Source organism: Pseudarthrobacter sp. P1 (genome assembly GCF_050156935.1).
GTDB lineage: Bacteria > Actinomycetota > Actinomycetes > Actinomycetales > Micrococcaceae > Specibacter.
The window spans coordinates 3,791,195-3,807,771 of record NZ_CP189584.1; the positions used below are offsets into that span (position 1 = coordinate 3,791,195).

Genomic DNA, 16,577 nt, shown 5'->3' on the forward strand with positions numbered 1-16,577 from the left:
TGAGGGCTACATACTCTTGAGGGGTTCCCTCAATCCCGGAGGTTTTCCATGAGAAACAACCACGCCGCGGCATCCCCCACCGCAGCCCCCCACGCAGGAGCGCCGACCCCGACAACGCAGTCGGCCAGCGATGTTGAACAGAACCTTCAAGCCATTCCAGAATCGTCCCGGACGCGCAGTGTGTCGGGCCAGTTCTGGATCTGGGCCGGCGCCAACCTTGCTCCAATCAACTGGGTTCTGGGGGCCCTGGGTGTGCAGCTGGGGCTTGGATTTGCCGACACCGTCATCGTCCTGGTGGTCGGCAACCTGATCGGCATGGCCCTCTTTGGCCTCTTCGTGCTGTTGGGGCAGCGCACCGGGGCCACCGGCATGGTGCTGGCGCGGGCCGTCTTTGGCCGCCGCGGCAACTACCTGCCCAGCGCCATCCAGGCCGTCTTGGGCATCGGCTGGTGCGCCGTGAACACTTGGATCATCCTGGACCTGGTGATGGCCCTGCTGGGCAAGCTGGGCATGGTGGATCCTGACGCGGACAATGTGGGCCCCAAGGTCCTGGTGGCCGGCCTGATCATGGCCGCCCAAGTGACCATCGCCTGGTTTGGCTACAAGGCCATTGCCGCCTTCGAGCGCTGGACCGTCCCGCCGACCATCGTCGTCCTGGTGGCCATGTCCGCCGTCGCCTGGTTCGGCATGAACATCGACTGGAGCTACGCTGGCCCTCCCGGGGCCGTGCTTGAGGGCGGCGCCCGGATCGCGGCGATGACCACCGTCATGACTGTGATCGGCATCGGCTGGGGCATCACCTGGTTCACCTACGCCGCCGACTACTCGCGCTTCGTCAGCCGTTCGGTGCCGCGCCGCAAGGTCTACCTGGCCTCCGTCTTCGGCCAGTTCCTGCCCGTCGTCTGGCTGGGCATCCTCGGTGCCAGCCTGGCCACCAAGAGCGGCACGGCCGATCCCGGCCACCTGATCGTGGACAACTTCGGTGTCCTCGCCGTCCCGGTGCTCTTCCTGGTCCTGCACGGACCGATTGCCACCAACATCTTGAACATCTACACCTTCTCCGTGGCGGCCCAGGCCCTGGACATCAAGGCCAAGCGCCGGTCCCTGAACCTGTTCGTGGGCTTCCTGGCCCTGGCCGGAGTGGTCTTTTTCATCCTGCAGGAGGACTTCGCCTCCGCACTGAGCACCTGGCTGGGCGGCCTGGTGGCCTGGGTGGCCGCCTGGGGCGGCATCATGCTGGTGCACTACTTCTGGGTGGACAAGCGCATGCCCGTCGCCGTCGACCGGCTCTTTGACGGCGTGGACACCCGCCGGCTGCCGGCCTTCAACTGGGCCGGGCTGACCGCCCTGCTGACGGGCATCTTCGCCACCTGGCTGTTCATGTTCGGCGTGCTGCCGATCATGCAGGGCCCCATCGCCACCGCCATGGGCGGGGTGGACCTGTCCTGGCTGGCCGGTGGGCTGGTGGCCGCCGCCGTTTACGCCGTTCTGGGTCCGCGGGTCCATGCCCGGTACGCCACGGAGGCCGTGCAGGGTGTGCCGGCGGTTGAACCGCAGGCACCTGCGGCACCCGCAGCGCCGTCGGACCCCACACCGGCACCCGCGCAGCGCAGCCTGGTCAACGACTAGCCCGCCACCACCACCGATCCTTTACTGGAGAGCCATGACGCCTAACGCATTCCCCGACGCAGTCCACCCCATCACCTGGCCGGAGGGCCATCGGGCCGCAGCCTCGTTCACCTTTGATGTCGATGCCGAGTCCTGCATCCTGGCCCACGACCCCTCATCTACCAAGCGGATGTCGCTGATGAGCCACCAGTCCTACGGCCCGCGCGTCGCCATCCCGCGGCTGCTGCAGATCCTGGACCGGCAGGGCATCAAGGGCACGTTCTTCATCCCCGGCTTCACGGCCGAATCCTACCCGGACACGGTGCGCCGGATTGTCGACGGCGGGCACGAGGTGGCGCACCACGGCTACCTGCACGAGCAGATGCAGGGCATCGATGCGGCCACCGAGGCACGCTACCTGGACCGCGGCCTGGACGCCTTGGAGCGGGTGGCGGGCATCCGGCCGGTGGGCTTCCGCGCCCCCTGGTGGGAGTTGAACTGGCACACGCCCAAGCTGCTGGCGGACCGGGGCTTCCTCTACGATTCCTCCCTGCTCGACGGCGATGCGCCCTACCGGCTCTCCGTCGCCGAGGGGGATGCCCGGGACATCGTGGAGATCCCCGTCGACTGGACGTTGGACGATTGGGAGCAGTATGCGTTCTACCCCGGCGTGACGGGCAGCGGCGTGATTGAGAGTCCCGCCAAGGTGCAGGAGATGTGGACGCTGGAGGCCGAGGCCCACCACGCCCAGGGCAGCTGTTTTGTGCTGACCAATCATCCCTTCATCTCCGGCCGGCCGTCCAAGGCCGTGGCCCTGGAGCGGCTGATCGAGCGGGTCCGCGGCATGGAGGGCATGTGGGTCGCCACGCTGGCCGAGATTGCCCGGCACACGGCGGAGACTGTCGCCGAGGTGCACCAGATGGGCCGGGTGGAGATTGCCGGCTTCCCGGACGCCGGCGTGAGCATGCGCCCGGCCCGGGTGCACAGCGCCGCCGCCACGTTCGCCGCCAGCCGGCGCTGAGCTGCGGGGACACGGCCATGCCCGTCATCGTCGGATATCTGCCCACCCCGGAGGGTGCCGCCGCCCTGGAGCGCGGCATCCACGAGGCGAGCCTGCGCGGCGAACGGCTGATAGTGGTCAACGCCTCGCGCGGGGACGCCCTGGCCGGCGACGCCTCGATCGCCGCCGGGGCGGCCCTGGCGGGGGCGGCGCGGCTGCTGGCGGATTCCGGCGTCGAGCACGAGATCCGCCAGCCGCAGCGGGGCCGTTCACCGGCCGAGGAGCTGGTGCGCACCGCCGAGGAGGACGAAGCCTCGATGATCGTGATCGGCCTGCGCCGGCGCTCCCCGGTGGGGAAGATCCTCTGGGGCAGCACGGCCCAGGAGGTCCTGCTGGAGGCGGACGGCCCGGTGGTGGCGGTGAAGCCCGCCCGGCGCTGACCGGGCATCGTGGGAACCGGCGGCGGCTGCCGGACCTGTGGGTCCGGCAGCCGCCATCGTCGGTTCCTCTATTGCACCGGCGACGCCCGTCCCCGTCCAGGATGGGCAACCGGCGCCGTCGCAGGCGGGAACGGACGTCCCGGATGCCCGCTAGCCCACCACTGAGCCGAAGGCCAGGCCCAGCACGTAGGTGGCGGTGGCGGCGCCGAAGCCGATGGCCAGCTGGCGCAGGCCGCGCCACAGCGGCGAGGCACCGGAGAGGAGCCCGACGACGGCGCCGGTGCCCAGCAGGGCCAGGCCCACCAGCGCGGCGGCCAGCACCAGGGCGCCGAGGCCCGTCATGCCGAAGATGAACGGAATGATGGGGATGATGGCGCCGGAGGCAAAGAAGCAGAAGCTGGCGGCGGCCGCACCCCACGCGGTGCCCAGGGTCTCGTGCCCGTTGGCCTCCTGGAACTCCTCCGGCTGCAGCGACAGGCTGGGGTCGCAATCGCAGGTGAACTGGCCCATCCGCTCGGCGGCGCGGTGCTCGGCCGCCTCCCGGGACATGCCGCGGGCCAGATAGACCAGGATGAGCTCGTTGTGTTCGAGGTCCAGCCGGGGAGCTGCGGTCAGCGTGACCTGGGTCGGCATGGAGGCGTCCAGAAGTTCGCGCTGCGAGCGGACCGAAACAAACTCCCCTGCCCCCATGGAGAGGGCGCCGGCCAGCAGGCCCGCGACGCCGCTGAAGAGCACCACCTTGGAATCGACGCCGGTGGCCGCCATGCCCATGACCAGGGACAGGTTGGAGACCAGTCCGTCATTGGCGCCAAAGACGGCGGCGCGGAAGCTGCCCGAGAGTCTGTTGCGGCCCCGAGTGGCCAGGCCGCGGACCACCTCCTCATGGATCGCCTCGTCGGCGGCCATGGCATCGGTGGCGTCGGCGTCGGTGGCGTAGGGGGAGCGGGACTCGGCGCGCTGGGCCAGGGCCAGCACAAAGACCGAGCCAAAGCGGCGCGCCAGCAGGCCCACCAGGCGGTTGCGGAACGAGGGGTGCGCAGCAGTGTCGGCATGCTCGCCCAGCAGGTTCAGCCAATGCTGTTCATGGCGGCCCTCGGCCTCGGCCAGGGCCAGCAGGATCTGCTGCTCCTCGCCGTCTCGCCGCTTGGCGAGGTCGCGGTAGACGGCGGCCTCGGCCCGCTCGTCCGCCAGATATTGGCGCCAACGCTTGATGTCGGCGGGCGTAGGGGTGCGTTCCAGCACGGTGGATCTCCTCTGGTCAGCCATCACTGTAGCCCGTTGGCGGGTTGAATACTGGACGGTAAACCTGTCCGCTGGATTTCGGCCCGGCGAAATTCCCGCTCCGTTGGTTGGGCTTGTCCCCGGTGGTTGGGCCTGCCGAAACCGGGGTCTTGACAGCGCCCGCACGGAGGATCATATTTAACACAGCGGTTAATTAACAGATTGGTGAAATACGTACATGGCCACCGACCAGCTCAGCCTGATCTTCGCCGCACTGGCGGACCCCACCCGGCGGGCCATCCTGGCCCGGCTGAGCGAGGGGGAGGCCACGGTCGGTGAGCTGGCCGAACCATTCGAGATTTCACTGCCCGCCATCTCCCGGCACCTGAAGGTGCTCGAGGGGGCCGGACTGATCACCCGAAGCAAAAGCGCCCAGTGGCGCACCAGCAGGCTCTCGGCCGAGCCGCTGCGGGAAGTGGCCGCCTATATGGAGAAATACCGTCGGTTCTGGGACAGCAGCCTGGACCGGCTGGATGAACACGTCAAGCGAATCCAAAGGGAGCGATTGAAATGAGCACCGCAGAAAACACCGTTGACACACTGGCCCGCGAGGGCGAATCCATGGTGGTGGACGGCACCACGCTGACCATCGTGCGGTTCTTTGACGCACCGCGCGAGGTGTTGTTCGAGGCCTGGACGGATCCGGACCAGCTGGCGCAGTGGTGGGGCCCGGAGCATCTGCACACCCCGCGCGACAGCGTGGCGATCGAGGCCGTCGTCGGCGGCTTCTGGAAGGCCAGCATGGTGATGGACGACGGCAGCGGCGAGTTCCCGGCGGTGGCCCGCTTCACCGCGGTGGAGCCGCCGTCGCGCCTGGAACTGCATGAGCCGGCCTCGGAAATGTTCCCGTTCGAGATCACCATGAAGATCACCTTCGAGGACGTGGACGGCCGGACCCGGATGACCATCGTGCAGCACTTCGCGACGGAGTCCTTCGACTTCGACGATTCGGTCAAGGGCTGGGGCACGTCCTTGGAGAAGCTGCGCCGCCTGGCTTCATAGCCCAACTAGGGCGCATTTATCGTCGAAAACAGCGCGTTTTTCGACGATAAGTGCGCCCTAGTTGGGCGTACGGGCGGGGTGGAGGCGGAAATGCAGCTCGACGCCGGAGCGCCGGCCCGTGGCGGCGACGGCGACGGCGAGGGTTGCGGACGCAGCGTGCCAGCGGGGCGGGGCGACGGCGCGGTCCAGGGCGGCGCCCAGGGCGGCGGGGTCGGTGCACCACCAGCGGCACCAGGAGCGGCCCAGCCGGAATTCGACGGTGCCCAACAAGGCGTCGACCGCGGGCAGGGTCCGGACGCCCGCGGGCGCGGAGGCGGCGGACGGGGCGGCAAGGGAGGGGATGGTGCGGGCCATGGCGGACAGCCTTCGGTCGGTGCTCTTGACCGCGCCGGTGTGTCTTGGGCCGGGCGCGGACCGCTTCCTCATCCGAACCACCCGCGAACATGGGGTTGGTGTGCGGCCAGTCGGAGCTTGGCACCGCATCTCTTGAAGCTGGAACCAGCCTAAACCCAAGCCAACTACAACGGCGGCCGGGCTGCGCCATATGACGCAACCCGACCGCCGTCGGCGATGTAGTGCAGGTGTAGTGCGGTGGAGCCTAGTTGGCTGACGATGCGGCGCCCTCGGGCACCTCGTCCAGCTTGGCGCCGGCCACGCGGGCATCCCAGGCCGTGCGGATGGCTGCGGGGGTGGGCTTGGTGGACAGCGAGACCACGATGTAGACCACCAGGGAGGCGGCCAGACCGTAGTAGATGGGCTCGTTGGCGTAGACGCCGTCGGCGCTCGGGATGGCCCCCGTGGAGTAGAGGATCAGCAGGGTCAGGGTCAGAACACAGCCGACAGCCATGGACCAGGCCGCGCCGATGCCGGTGCCGCGCTTCCAGACCAAGCCACCGAGGATGGCGACCAGCAGACCGCCCACCAGGATGTCGTAGGCAATGGTCAAGGCGACGACGACGTCCTGGGTGATCATGGCGATCAGCACCGCGACCACGCCCAGGCCCAGCACCCAGTAGCGGTTGGCCTTGACGTCGTGCTCGGGGTTGTCGGTGTCGGAGGTGTCGATGGTCTTGCCGAACCAGCTGGCCACAAACGGGACGACGTCGGCGCGGGCCACGGTGGCGGCGGCGATCAGGGCGCCGGAAGCAGTGGACATCATCGCAGCCACGGCAGCGGCCATGACGATGCCGCCGATGCCGATCGGCAGGATGTGCGTGGCAACCTCGGCATAGACAACGTCCTTGCCCAGGGTGGCCACGTCAATGTCGGGCAGGGCCACGCGGGCGGCCAGGCCAATCAGCGCGCCGGCCACACCGTAGAGGATGCAGTAGATGCCGGCGGTGGAGCCGCCCCAGCGGGCCACCGTGGGGTTCTTGGCGGTGAAGACGCGCTGCCAGATGTCCTGGCCGATCAGCAGGCCCAGGGTGTAGACCACGAAATACGTGATGATGGTCTGGATGCCGATGCCGTCGAGCTGGAAGAACGAGGCGTCGACGCGGGCGCGGATGCCGTCCAGGCCGCCGGCCGCATTGAGGGCGAACGGCAGCATCAGGAAGAAGACGCCGACGGTCTTGATGACGAACTGGACCTGGTCGGCCAGGGTGATGGACCACATGCCGCCGATGGTGGAGTAGACCAGCACGATGGCGCCGCCGACGGCGATGGCCAGCCAGCGCTCCCAGCCGAACAGCACGACGAAGATGGTGGCGTAGGCGCCGGTGGAGGTGGCGCACAGCATCAGCGTGTAGGCCAGCATGACGATGCCGGAGGTCTTGGTGGCCTCCTGGCCGTAGCGCAGGCTCAGCATCTGGGAGACCGTGTAGATCTTCAGCTTCTGGATGGTGCCGGCGAAGAGCAGGCTCAGCAGCAGGACGCCGACGCCGATGGCGACCACCAGCCACATGCCGGAGATGCCGAACTTGTAGCCCAAGCCCACACCACCAACGGTGGATGCGCCACCGAGGACGACGGCGGCCATGGTGCCGGTGTAGAGGAACGGACCCAGGCGGCGGCCGGCCACTAGGAAGTCGCTGTTGTTCTTAGTGCGGGACTTGCCCCACCAGCCGAAGGCCAGCATGGCCACCAGGTAGATGGCGACAATGGCAATGTTCAGTGCCATGAGATGAACTCCAAGTGCAAGTGATGTGGACGGGATTCCCCAATGAGATTTGCCTCACAGGCAACATCTGTTGCCTTCTAGGCTATGCTGTGATCACGGTTACAGTCAATCGGCAACCCGGAACCCGTTGGGTTCCGCATGCTGGGGGACCGTGGCCAAACAAGGGCGGCCAAGGTGTGTAAAGTCACTCAGGCACGATCTTGCTGAGAAAAAAGGTGTCCCATGAAAGCGCTCCCCGTTGAACCCAGTGCCGCCCCGGTGGCGATCGGCTCGCGGCTGCGCGCGGCACGCCAGGCCCAGCGGTTGACGATAGAGCACGTCGCAGACGCGACGGGGCTCACCAAGGGCTTCCTGAGCCGGGTCGAACGGGACCTCACCTCACCCTCCATCGCCTCGCTGGTGACGCTCTGCCAGGTCCTCTCCATCGCCGTCGGCGACCTCTTTGCCGTTCCGGAAACCCACCTGTGCCGCAGGGACGAGGGGCCCAGGATCTCCCTCGGCGGTGAGGGCATCGTGGAGCGGCTGCTGACGGCCCGCTCCGAACGCCGGCTGCAGATCCTCAGCGCGACCATTGACCCGCACGGCAGCGGCGAATCCGAGCTTTACGCGGTGGACTGCGATGTGGACGTCCTGCACATCATCAGCGGCCGCCTGACCTTGCGCATGACCAACGCCACGTACGACCTCCACACCGGCGACACGCTGTCCTTCCCGGGCCGCGAGCCGCACACCTGGGTCAACGAGACGGACCAGCCGGTGGAGGCGCTGTGGATCCTGGTCCCGGCCGCCTCCGGCACGGGCGGCTGAGGCCCCCGGCGCTGTCTCAGCCGGTGCCTGCCTGATTCAAAGGCTCCGCATAGGAAGCCTGCGGATCATTGATTGCCTAGGGTGCTTTGGCACAAAGGCAAGGGGCAGGACATGGATGCACGCACAACCGGCAAGAGGATCGCCGCGGGGGTGACGACGGCGGTGGCGCTGGGCAGCCTTGGTGTGGCCGGGATTGCCGGCGCGGCCATCTACGCCGCCATCCCCACCACGGCATCCCCGGCGCCGTCCACCTCTTCGACGCCGTCGTCCTCCTCGCCGGACACGGGGTCCGGCTCCTCGGAGGACGGCTCAACCTCCGCCACGCAGCCCAGCGATCCGGGCTCCTCCGCCGTCCTGCCGGGCACCGGCGGCGCCGTGCACGGCCGGTCCGCGGGGTCCTGAGATGGAAACAACGCAAAACTGGACCGGCTGGGGGCTGGCGGCGTCCGTCGTGGTGACCGATGCCCGCCTGCTGGGCGAGGCCGCCGGGCTCGTCCGCACCACCATAGACGCCGTCGATGCCGCGTGCAGCAGGTTCCGCCCCGATTCCGAGCTCGCGCGCCTGGCACCCCGGCTGCCGGCCGGCGCCTGCGCCAGCCCGCTGCTGGCGCGGCTCGTGGAGCGGGCGCTGCTGGCCGCGGCCTGGACGGACGGCGACGTCGACCCCACGCTCGGCCACGACCTGGTGGCCCTGGGCTACGACCGCGACATCCTGCGCATCGACCCGTTTGCGCCTGCGCCGGCCCCGGGCCTGCCGGCCGGTGCGCTCCCCACCGGCGGACGGGCGCCCAGGACACCGGGCTGGCAGCGGATCGGCCTGGCCGGCGGTGTGCTCACCGTGCCCGCCGACCTGCTCCTGGACCTCGGAGCCACCGCCAAGGCCGTGGCCGCGGACCTGGCCGCGGAGAGCGTGGCCAGCACGCTGGGCTGCGGGGTCCTGGTCAGCCTGGGCGGGGACATCGCCACGGCCGGCCCGGCGCCGGAGGGCCGCTGGCAGATCCTGGTGCAGGACACCGACGGCGATCCGGGCCAGCGGATCTCCCTGGCGCCGGGGCACGCACTGGCCACCTCCAGCACCGCCAAACGGCGCTGGCAGCGCGGCGGACGCACCGTCCACCACATCCTGGATCCGCGCTTCGGCCTGCCGGCGCAGACCGTGTGGCGCAGCGCCACCGTGGCGGCCCCGACCTGCCTGCGGGCCAACGCGCTGAGCACGGCGGCCATCGTCCGCGGGCACGCGGCCGCCGGCTGGCTGGACACCCTGGGCGCCAGCGCCCGGCTGGTGGACCAGCAGCGCCGGACGGTGCGCACCGGAGCCTGGCCGCGCGGGGAGCAACGGCCGGTGGGTGCACATGGATGAGGCACTGTGGGCATTTGGCCGGGCCAGCGGATTCCTTTCCCTGGGCCTGTTGACCGTCTCCGTCCTGCTGGGCATCCTGACCCGCTCCGGGCGGCCGCTGGCCGGCCTGCCACGGTTTGCCGTGGCCCTCGTGCACCGCAACGTCGCCCTGCTGGCCAGCGGATTCCTGCTGCTCCACGTGGTGTCGCTGATGCTTGACTCGTACGCCCAGCTCAACCCGGTCGACGCCGCCGTCCCCTTCCTGGGCGCCTACCGGCCGCTCTGGCAGGGGCTGGGCACCGTGGCCCTGGACCTGCTGCTGGCCATCGTGGCCACCAGCTTGTTGCGGCGGCGGCTCGGCGCGCGGATGTTCCGGGTGGTCCATTGGCTGGTCTACGCCATGTGGCCGCTCGCGCTGGCCCACGCCATCGGCAACGGCACCGAGGGCACCAGCGGCTGGTTCCTGGCCGCCGGGATCGGCTCCGCGGCGGTGGTGGCCGCGGCCGTGGCGTGGCGCGCGTCGGGCCTGTTCACCGAATCGGCCAAGCTTCGCCAGGGAGGAACCCCATGAGCACCATTGCCAGCGCCGTGCCCGACGCCTGACCGGCCGCGGCGGAGCGGCCTTCGCCGCGTGGCGCAAACTGGCGGCCACCGGGGGCGCCGCAGGGAGCGCCGCCGGGACGGCCGGCCGCGGGCGCCGGAGAGGTCCGGTGGCGGTGGTGGCCAACGGTGCCGAGGGGGAACCCGGCAGTTTCAAGGACCGTACGCTGCTGCAGAATGCGCCGCATCTGGTGATCGACGGACTGCTTGCGGCCGCCGCTGCCTTGGCCGCCTCGGCGCTCTATGTGTATACGAATGCCGAAAACCTTCCGGCCGTCTCCGCGGCGCTGGCCGAACGGCCCGATGCGCGGGGCATCCGCCTGGTGGAGGCGCCGGAGACCTTTGTCGCGGGGGAGGCCAGCGCCGTCGTCCGGGCGGTCGGCGGCGGTCCGGCGCTGCCTCGGGACAAGACGGCGCGGATGAGCCAGAGCGGCGTCCGGGGCGGACCCACTCTGGTGCACAATGTGGAAACCCTGGCCCACATCGGGCTGATTGCCCGCTTCGGGGCGCTCTGGTTCCGCCTGCTCGGCACCGATGCCGATCCCGGCACCCGGCTGGTGACGGTGTGCGGCGACGTCCCCCAACCCAGGGTCTATGAGATTGCCGGCGGCACCCCGCTGCGGGACGTGCTGGGCACGGCCGGCGCAGCGGCCAACAGCGCGGTGCTGGTGGGAGGATTCCACGGCCGCTGGGTCCACCCGGGGGAGCTGCGGCTTTCGCCCGCCGGGACGGACTTGGACGCCGCCCACCCCGGCGCGGGCGTGCTGCAGGTGCTGGGCCCGGGCCGCTGCCCACCTGGCCGGGCACTGCAGCGCCACCGGCCGGAGGCTCCGGTGACGGCCGGCCGTCCGGCGGGGCTGCTCCACATTGACTGGACGGCGTGCGAGGGCCGGGGCCTGTGTGCGGAACTGCTGCCCGGCGTCCTGGCGCGGGACGAGTGGGGCTATCCGGTGGCGCGCGGTGCGGACCCGGGGGAGCGGACGGACGTTCCGCTGGTGTGGGAGGAGCTCGACGGCGCCCGGGACGCCGTCGCGCTGTGCCCGCGGCTGGCCCTGGCCCTGAAGCGGCTGCCCTAGCCCACGTGCACCCACTTGCACGCAGGGGCGCTTGGCCGGGTCCGCCGCAGCGGCTGGGGTGACCAAGCTAGCCCACGTGCACCCACTTGCACGCAGGGGCGCTTGGCCGGGTCCGCCGCAGCGGCTGGGGTGACCAAGCTAGCCCACGTGCACCCACTTGCATGCAGGGGCGCTTGGCCGGGTCCGCCGCAGCGGCTGGGGTGACCAAGCTAGCCCACGTGCACCCACTTGCACGCAGGGGCGCTTGGCCGGGTCCGCCGCAGCGGCTGGGGTGACCAAGCTAGCCCACGTGCACCCAGGGGCGCTTGGCCAGGTCCGGCTCGGCCTCGCGCAGCACCTCGCGCGTGACGGGGGCGATCTCACCCTCGCCAAAGAACAGGAACTTCAGCAGGTTGGCGATGGGGTTGCCCTCCGTCCAGCGGAAGTAGATGTGCGGCATGAGCTCGGTCTTGTCGCGGATGTGCAGCAGTACCGCGGCCACCGTGTTGGGCACATTGGAGGCGTGGACCTGAAGCACCCGGTAGCCGTGGTGGAGCACGCCGTTGACCTCCAGGGCCGTTTCAAAGTCCGAGGAATCGTCCACGATGACCTCCAGGAACACCACGTCCCGCGGATCGCCGATCTGGCTGACGGAGGCCGCGTGGTCCACCTTGCGGCGGTAGGCACCGGCGTCGGAGGTCTTGGGGTCGTGGGAGATGATCCGCAGCGTATCCTCCGGGATGTCTGCCATGAAGTCCATGGCGGCCCGGTCCAGCTGGATGTGGGTGGCGCGCAGTTCAAAGGACCGGCGCACGCGGGACATGAAGCTGACCACCAGGATGCCCAGAATGAACAAACCCGCGATCTTCAACCCGTCCGGGCGCTCGATCGAGTTGGCCACCGTCGTGTAGACGAACGCCACCGAGACGGTGCCAAAGCCCAGCGTCTGGGCGCGCTGGCCCTTGCGCCGGGCCGAGAGCGTGACGGCGATGGAGGCCGAGGTGATCAGGACCAGCACACCCGTGGCGTAGGCGCCGCCCTGGGCGTTGACGTCGGCCTTGAAGATGATGGTGATGATGATGGCGATGACGGTGAAGACCAGCACCAGCGGGCGCACGGCCCGGGCCCAGGCCGGCGCCATGCCGAAGCGCGGCAAGTAGCGCGGGACCAGGTTCAACAGGCCGGCCATGGCCGAGGCCCCGGCGAACCAGAGGATGGCAATGGTGCTCACATCGTAGACGGTGCCGAACCCCTCCCCGAGCAGTTCGTGCGCCAGGAAGGCCAGCGCGCGGCCGTCCGCCTTGCCGCCGGGCTGGAACTCGGCGGCCGGAATCAGCACGGTGGTGGCCAGACTGGAGGTGATCAGAAACGTGCTCATGATCAGTGCCGCGGTGGTCAGCAGCTTGTGTGCCCCGGCAATGCGTCCGGCCGGGTTGGCCTCGGTGTCCCCGGGACGGCCCTTGATCTGCGGCATCACGGCGACGCCGGTTTCAAAGCCGGACAGGCCCAGGGCCAGGCGGGGGAAGACCAGCAGGGCGATGGCCACCACCATGATTGGGTTGCCGTGCTGGGTGGTCAGGGCCGTCCACCAATCCGTGACGGCCAGCGGGCTGGTGGACACGTGGAACAGCGCGACGACGACGACCACGGCGTTCAGTGCCAGGAATGCCGCCACCAGCACCACGGCGACGCCGATGGCCTCCTTGAAGCCGCGCAGGAAGACGGCGCCGAGCATGACCACCAGGACCAGCGTGATGGCGATGTTCTGGCCCTGCAGGAAATCGGGGGCAAACGGGTTTTCGATCAGGTGGGCCGAGGCATCCGCCGCGGAGAGCGTAATGGTGATCATGAAGTCCGTGGCGGCAAAGCCCAGCAGGGCCAGGACAAAGATCTTTCCCCACCAGCGCGGGAGCAGCTTCTCCAGCATGGCGATGGAGCCCTCGCCCCGGGGGCTCTCGCTGGCCACCCGCCGGTAGACGGGCAGTGCGCCGACGAGGGTGACGATGACCAGCACGATGGTGGCCAGCGGCGCCAGCACGCCCGCGGCAAGGGCGGCGATGGCCGGCTGGTAGCCGAGGGTGGAGAAGTAGTCTAGGCCGGTCAGGCACATGACCCGCCACCAGGACGTTGGCTTGTGCTCGGCGGTGGGCTGCCCGTGCGGGCCTTGCCGTTTGCCGGCGGATTCCGGCATCCCCTCCAGCAGCCAGGCCTTGAACGCGGCCCGGCCCTTCGGCTTGCCGAGTTTGCCTGGCATGGCGGGCGGGTGCTGCATGGTGGTCACGATGGCCTCGAGGGATGGGTGGCGTATTGGCTTACGGAGCGTAGCAGTGGCGGGTGCCCCGTGGAGGGGGTCTTGATGAAATCTTTACGGCCGGACTGTTCTGTTGCGGAGTGGGTCTAGGGAGGTGCGAGGTGATGCTGGAAAAACTTTTGGTTCACATTAGGCAACAACGGTTGTACGATGGAACACATTCGCCCGGCTGTGACCTGGTCAACATTGTGTACGAAAAGAGGACGTTCATGAAAGAGCTTCGCATCGAAACCAACGGGATCCTTGGTCCGATCGACTCCGCACGGATTCCGCGCTACGCGGGCGCTGCCACCTATGCCCGCCTGCCGCGCCTGGACCAGGTCGCCAAGGCCGACGTTGCCGTCGTCGGCGTTCCCTTTGACTCGGGTGTGTCCTACCGCCCCGGCGCACGCTTTGGCGCCAACCACGTCCGCGAGGCCTCGCGCCTGCTGCGCCCGTACAACCCGGCCTGGGACGTGTCCCCGTTTGAGAACATCCAGGTGGCCGACGCCGGCGACATGGCCGTGAACCCCTTCAACATCAACGAGGCCATCGAGACCATCCAGGAGAACGCCCTGGACCTGACGGCCGGCGGCGCCAAGCTGCTGACCCTCGGTGGCGACCACACCATCTCCCTGCCGCTGCTGCGCGCCGCCGCCGAGCGCGCCGGCGCGCCCGTGGCCATGCTGCACTTCGACGCGCACCTGGACACCTGGGACACCTACTTCGGCGCCGAGTACACGCACGGCACCCCGTTCCGCCGCGCCGTCGAAGAGGGCATCCTGGACACCGAGGCCATCAGCCACGTCGGCACCCGCGGCCCGCTGTACGGCAAGAAGGACCTGGACGACGACCACCGCTTCGGCTTCGGCATCGTCACCAGCGCCGACGTCTACTACCAGGGCGTGCTGGAGACGGTGGCCAAGATCCGCGACCGGATCGGCAACCGCCCGCTGTACATCTCCGTGGACATCGACGTCCTGGACCCGGCGCACGCCCCCGGCACCGGCACCCCCGAGGCCGGCGGCATCTCCAGCCGCGAGCTGCTGGAGATCATCCGCGGCTTCCGCGGCATGAACCTCATCGGTGCTGACATCGTGGAGGTGGCCCCGGCCTACGACCACGCCGAGATCACCGGCGTCGCCGCCAGCCACGTGGGCTACGAGCTGCTGACCCTGCTGGCCGACAAGGCCATGGAGGGCGACCGCTTCGGCGCCCCGAACGGCTATGCCGCCCAGGCGCTCGACGCCGAGCCCGCCCGGGTCCCCGCAGGATTCTCCGCGGGGGGAACCAAGTGAGTCCCCAGCCGCTCCCCACCCTCGCAAGCTCGGCCGGGGACCCCTCGCGGCCGGAGGCCCCTGCGGACACCGCCGAGCGCAACGGTGGCGACCTGGTGGTGGAGACCCTCGCCGCCCTGGGTGCCCGCACCGTCTTCGGCATCCCCGGCCAGCACGCGCTGGGCCTGTTCGATGCCCTGAGCCGCTCGGAGCTGCACTTTGTCTCCTCCCGTGTGGAGAACAACTCGGCCTTCGCCGCGGACGGGTACTCCCGCGCCACCGGTGAGGTGGGCGTGCTGTTCCTCTCCACCGGCCCCGGCGCCCTGACGGCGCTGGCCGGCCTGCAGGAGGCCTACGCCACCGGCGTGCCGATGATCGTGGTGGCCAGCCAGATCCCGCTGGAGGGCCTGGGCGCCCGCCGCAAGGGCATGCTCCACCAGCTGGACGACCAGAAGGCCTCCGCGGCCAACGTCACCAAGAGCCAGCGCCTGATCCAGCACGCCTCGGGCATTCCCTCGGCCATCCAGGACGCCTGGACCGAGGCCGTGTCCTCGCCGGCCGGCCCGGTGTGGCTGGAGATCCCGCAGAACGTGCTGCTGGATCCGATCATGGTGCCGATGGTGGAGGACGCGCTCGCCGAGCCGTTCGACAACCCGCCGCGGGTGGAACTGATCCGCGAGGCCGTCAAGTGGCTCTCCGCGGCCGAGCGCCCGGCCATCATCGCCGGTGGCGGCACCCGCCGCGGCAAGGCCGAGGCCCAGCTGCTCGCCGTCGCCGAGAAGCTCAATGCCCCGGTGGTCTGCACCCCCGGCGGCAACGGCGCGTTCCCGTGGAACCACGAGCTCTCGCTGCAGTCCTGGGTGGAGGACCGCCACGTCACGGACGTCCTGGAGGACGCCGATGTGCTGGTGGTCGTGGGCTCCTCGCTCGGCGAGGTGACCAGCAACTACTTCACCATGGAGCCGCGCGGGCGGATCATCCAGATCGACGCCGAGCCGCGGGTGCTGGAATCCAACCGTCCGGCGCTGGGCATCCGTGCCGACGCCGGCCAGGCCCTGTCCGCGCTGGACGCGGCGCTCACGGAGCCACATGGCGAGCGCGCCAACTGGCACGGTGCCACCCCGCAGACGCTGGTCAAGGAAACCCTGGCGAAGGTTGCGGCGCGGCTGGACAGCCAGGACCTCGCTCTGGAGCGCAGGTTCATGGCGGACATCCGCGAGGCCGTCCCGGCGGACATGCAGACCTTCTGGGACATGACCATCTCCGCCTACTGGGGCTGGAGCTGCTGGGATTCGCGCCAGGGACAGTTCCACTCGGCGCAGGGTGCCGGCGGCCTCGGCTACGGCTTCCCGGCCGCCATCGGCGGCGCCCTGGGCCTGCAAAGCCAGGGCAAGAACGCCCGCGTGCTGGCCGTCTCCGGCGACGGCTCCTCGATGTACTCCATTGCCGAGCTGGCCACCGCCCGCCAGCACAATGCGCCCGTCACCTGGCTGATTGTCGACGACGGCGGCTACGGCATCCTGCGCGAGTACATGGTGGGCGCCTTCGGCAAGGCCACGCACACCGAGCTGTCCCGCCCGGACTTCGTGAAGCTGGCCGAGTCCTTCGGCGTTCCGGCCAAGCGTGTTCCGGCCGACAAGGTGGGGGAGGCCCTGCGCGAGGGCTTCGCCGCGGACGGCCCCAACGTCGTCGTGGTTGACGTGCTGCTGAAGATGTTCGGCCCCACGCACCTGGACCAGTAGGGACCGCGCATTTTTTG

Annotated in this window: 16 protein-coding genes and 1 riboswitch; of the genes, 12 read left to right on the forward strand and 4 right to left on the reverse strand. The window is 69.7% G+C overall.

Going from position 1 to position 16,577, the window contains the following annotated elements:
* Positions 1–48 precede the first annotated feature (48 nt).
* From ACQCSX_RS17830 to ACQCSX_RS17840, 3 genes are read left to right on the forward strand one after another with little or no spacing between them, the layout of a single operon-like run.
* The gene (locus ACQCSX_RS17830; RefSeq protein ID WP_427016569.1) at positions 49–1,629 is read left to right on the forward strand and encodes a purine-cytosine permease family protein; all 1,581 of its coding nucleotides are present in this window, start codon (positions 49–51) and stop codon (positions 1,627–1,629) included.
* A gap of 34 nt (positions 1,630–1,663) precedes the next feature.
* Positions 1,664–2,629: a polysaccharide deacetylase family protein gene (locus ACQCSX_RS17835; RefSeq protein WP_427016570.1), complete on the forward strand. Its 966-nt coding sequence runs from the start codon at positions 1,664–1,666 to the stop codon at positions 2,627–2,629.
* Positions 2,630–2,646: 17 nt separating this feature from the next.
* Positions 2,647–3,048 (forward strand): universal stress protein, encoded by a 402-nt coding sequence (locus ACQCSX_RS17840; protein ID WP_427016571.1) that lies wholly within the window; start codon positions 2,647–2,649, stop codon positions 3,046–3,048.
* 150 nt (positions 3,049–3,198) lie between these two features.
* Here the strand turns inward: ACQCSX_RS17840 and ACQCSX_RS17845 are convergent, their stop codons facing one another.
* The gene (locus ACQCSX_RS17845) at positions 3,199–4,314 is read right to left on the reverse strand and encodes a VIT1/CCC1 transporter family protein (RefSeq protein ID WP_427016572.1); all 1,116 of its coding nucleotides are present in this window, start codon (positions 4,312–4,314) and stop codon (positions 3,199–3,201) included.
* A gap of 193 nt (positions 4,315–4,507) precedes the next feature.
* On the opposite strand from ACQCSX_RS17845, the gene ACQCSX_RS17850 reads away from it, so the two are divergent.
* Together ACQCSX_RS17850 and ACQCSX_RS17855 are read left to right on the forward strand one after the other, a co-directional pair.
* Complete coding sequence (locus ACQCSX_RS17850; RefSeq protein ID WP_427016573.1) at positions 4,508–4,843, forward strand: ArsR/SmtB family transcription factor; 336 nt, start codon at positions 4,508–4,510, stop codon at positions 4,841–4,843.
* The gene (locus ACQCSX_RS17855) at positions 4,840–5,331 is read left to right on the forward strand and encodes an SRPBCC family protein (protein ID WP_427016574.1); all 492 of its coding nucleotides are present in this window, start codon (positions 4,840–4,842) and stop codon (positions 5,329–5,331) included. The genes ACQCSX_RS17850 and ACQCSX_RS17855 overlap by 4 nt, the downstream gene beginning before the upstream one ends.
* Positions 5,332–5,388: 57 nt before the next feature.
* Here the strand turns inward: ACQCSX_RS17855 and ACQCSX_RS17860 are convergent, their stop codons facing one another.
* Both ACQCSX_RS17860 and ACQCSX_RS17865 read right to left on the reverse strand, forming a co-directional pair.
* Positions 5,389–5,685, reverse strand: coding sequence for a hypothetical protein (locus ACQCSX_RS17860; RefSeq protein WP_427016575.1), 297 nt, complete (start codon positions 5,683–5,685; stop codon positions 5,389–5,391).
* Between the two features lie 16 nt (positions 5,686–5,701).
* A riboswitch (SAM riboswitch) is annotated at positions 5,702–5,823 on the reverse strand.
* A gap of 106 nt (positions 5,824–5,929) precedes the next feature.
* Positions 5,930–7,450 (reverse strand): sodium:solute symporter, encoded by a 1,521-nt coding sequence (locus tag ACQCSX_RS17865; protein WP_427016576.1) that lies wholly within the window; start codon positions 7,448–7,450, stop codon positions 5,930–5,932.
* Between the two features lie 222 nt (positions 7,451–7,672).
* On the opposite strand from ACQCSX_RS17865, the gene ACQCSX_RS17870 reads away from it, so the two are divergent.
* The 5 genes from ACQCSX_RS17870 (at position 7,673) to ACQCSX_RS17890 (ending at position 11,272) form a co-directional block, all read left to right on the forward strand.
* On the forward strand, positions 7,673–8,257 hold the full coding sequence (locus ACQCSX_RS17870) for a helix-turn-helix domain-containing protein (RefSeq protein ID WP_427016577.1): 585 nt from the start codon (positions 7,673–7,675) through the stop codon (positions 8,255–8,257).
* 111 nt (positions 8,258–8,368) lie between these two features.
* Positions 8,369–8,659: a hypothetical protein gene (locus ACQCSX_RS17875; protein ID WP_427016578.1), complete on the forward strand. Its 291-nt coding sequence runs from the start codon at positions 8,369–8,371 to the stop codon at positions 8,657–8,659.
* Position 8,660: 1 nt separating this feature from the next.
* Positions 8,661–9,617, forward strand: coding sequence for an FAD:protein FMN transferase (locus tag ACQCSX_RS17880; protein WP_427016579.1), 957 nt, complete (start codon positions 8,661–8,663; stop codon positions 9,615–9,617).
* Positions 9,610–10,167, forward strand: a complete 558-nt coding sequence (locus tag ACQCSX_RS17885; RefSeq protein WP_427016580.1) for a ferric reductase-like transmembrane domain-containing protein — start codon at positions 9,610–9,612, stop codon at positions 10,165–10,167. Before ACQCSX_RS17880 ends, ACQCSX_RS17885 begins: the two co-directional genes overlap by 8 nt.
* A 28-nt stretch (positions 10,168–10,195) precedes the next feature.
* Positions 10,196–11,272, forward strand: a complete 1,077-nt coding sequence (locus tag ACQCSX_RS17890; protein ID WP_427019091.1) for a ferredoxin — start codon at positions 10,196–10,198, stop codon at positions 11,270–11,272.
* Positions 11,273–11,552: 280 nt separating this feature from the next.
* Here the strand turns inward: ACQCSX_RS17890 and ACQCSX_RS17895 are convergent, their stop codons facing one another.
* Positions 11,553–13,532, reverse strand: coding sequence for an amino acid transporter (locus tag ACQCSX_RS17895; protein WP_427016581.1), 1,980 nt, complete (start codon positions 13,530–13,532; stop codon positions 11,553–11,555).
* 239 nt (positions 13,533–13,771) lie between these two features.
* Between ACQCSX_RS17895 and speB the strand changes: the two genes are divergently transcribed.
* Complete coding sequence (gene speB / locus ACQCSX_RS17900; protein ID WP_427016582.1) at positions 13,772–14,839, forward strand: agmatinase; 1,068 nt, start codon at positions 13,772–13,774, stop codon at positions 14,837–14,839.
* Positions 14,840–14,934: 95 nt separating this feature from the next.
* The gene (locus tag ACQCSX_RS17905) at positions 14,935–16,560 is read left to right on the forward strand and encodes a thiamine pyrophosphate-binding protein (RefSeq protein WP_427019092.1); all 1,626 of its coding nucleotides are present in this window, start codon (positions 14,935–14,937) and stop codon (positions 16,558–16,560) included.
* Positions 16,561–16,577 lie beyond the last annotated feature (17 nt).

What these genes read in the sequence shown, in the direction of transcription:
- ACQCSX_RS17830 (WP_427016569.1), top strand. Translation starts at nt 49, where the DNA reads ATGAGAAACAACCACGCCGCGGCATCCCCCACCGCAGCCCCCCACGCA.
- ACQCSX_RS17835 (WP_427016570.1), top strand. Translation starts at nt 1,664, where the DNA reads ATGACGCCTAACGCATTCCCCGACGCAGTCCACCCCATCACCTGGCCG.
- ACQCSX_RS17840 (WP_427016571.1), top strand. Translation starts at nt 2,647, where the DNA reads ATGCCCGTCATCGTCGGATATCTGCCCACCCCGGAGGGTGCCGCCGCC.
- ACQCSX_RS17845 (WP_427016572.1), bottom strand. Translation starts at nt 4,314, where the DNA reads ATGGCTGACCAGAGGAGATCCACCGTGCTGGAACGCACCCCTACGCCC.
- ACQCSX_RS17850 (WP_427016573.1), top strand. Translation starts at nt 4,508, where the DNA reads ATGGCCACCGACCAGCTCAGCCTGATCTTCGCCGCACTGGCGGACCCC.
- ACQCSX_RS17855 (WP_427016574.1), top strand. Translation starts at nt 4,840, where the DNA reads ATGAGCACCGCAGAAAACACCGTTGACACACTGGCCCGCGAGGGCGAA.
- ACQCSX_RS17860 (WP_427016575.1), bottom strand. Translation starts at nt 5,685, where the DNA reads ATGGCCCGCACCATCCCCTCCCTTGCCGCCCCGTCCGCCGCCTCCGCG.
- ACQCSX_RS17865 (WP_427016576.1), bottom strand. Translation starts at nt 7,450, where the DNA reads ATGGCACTGAACATTGCCATTGTCGCCATCTACCTGGTGGCCATGCTG.
- ACQCSX_RS17870 (WP_427016577.1), top strand. Translation starts at nt 7,673, where the DNA reads ATGAAAGCGCTCCCCGTTGAACCCAGTGCCGCCCCGGTGGCGATCGGC.
- ACQCSX_RS17875 (WP_427016578.1), top strand. Translation starts at nt 8,369, where the DNA reads ATGGATGCACGCACAACCGGCAAGAGGATCGCCGCGGGGGTGACGACG.
- ACQCSX_RS17880 (WP_427016579.1), top strand. Translation starts at nt 8,661, where the DNA reads ATGGAAACAACGCAAAACTGGACCGGCTGGGGGCTGGCGGCGTCCGTC.
- ACQCSX_RS17885 (WP_427016580.1), top strand. Translation starts at nt 9,610, where the DNA reads ATGGATGAGGCACTGTGGGCATTTGGCCGGGCCAGCGGATTCCTTTCC.
- speB (WP_427016582.1), top strand. Translation starts at nt 13,772, where the DNA reads ATGAAAGAGCTTCGCATCGAAACCAACGGGATCCTTGGTCCGATCGAC.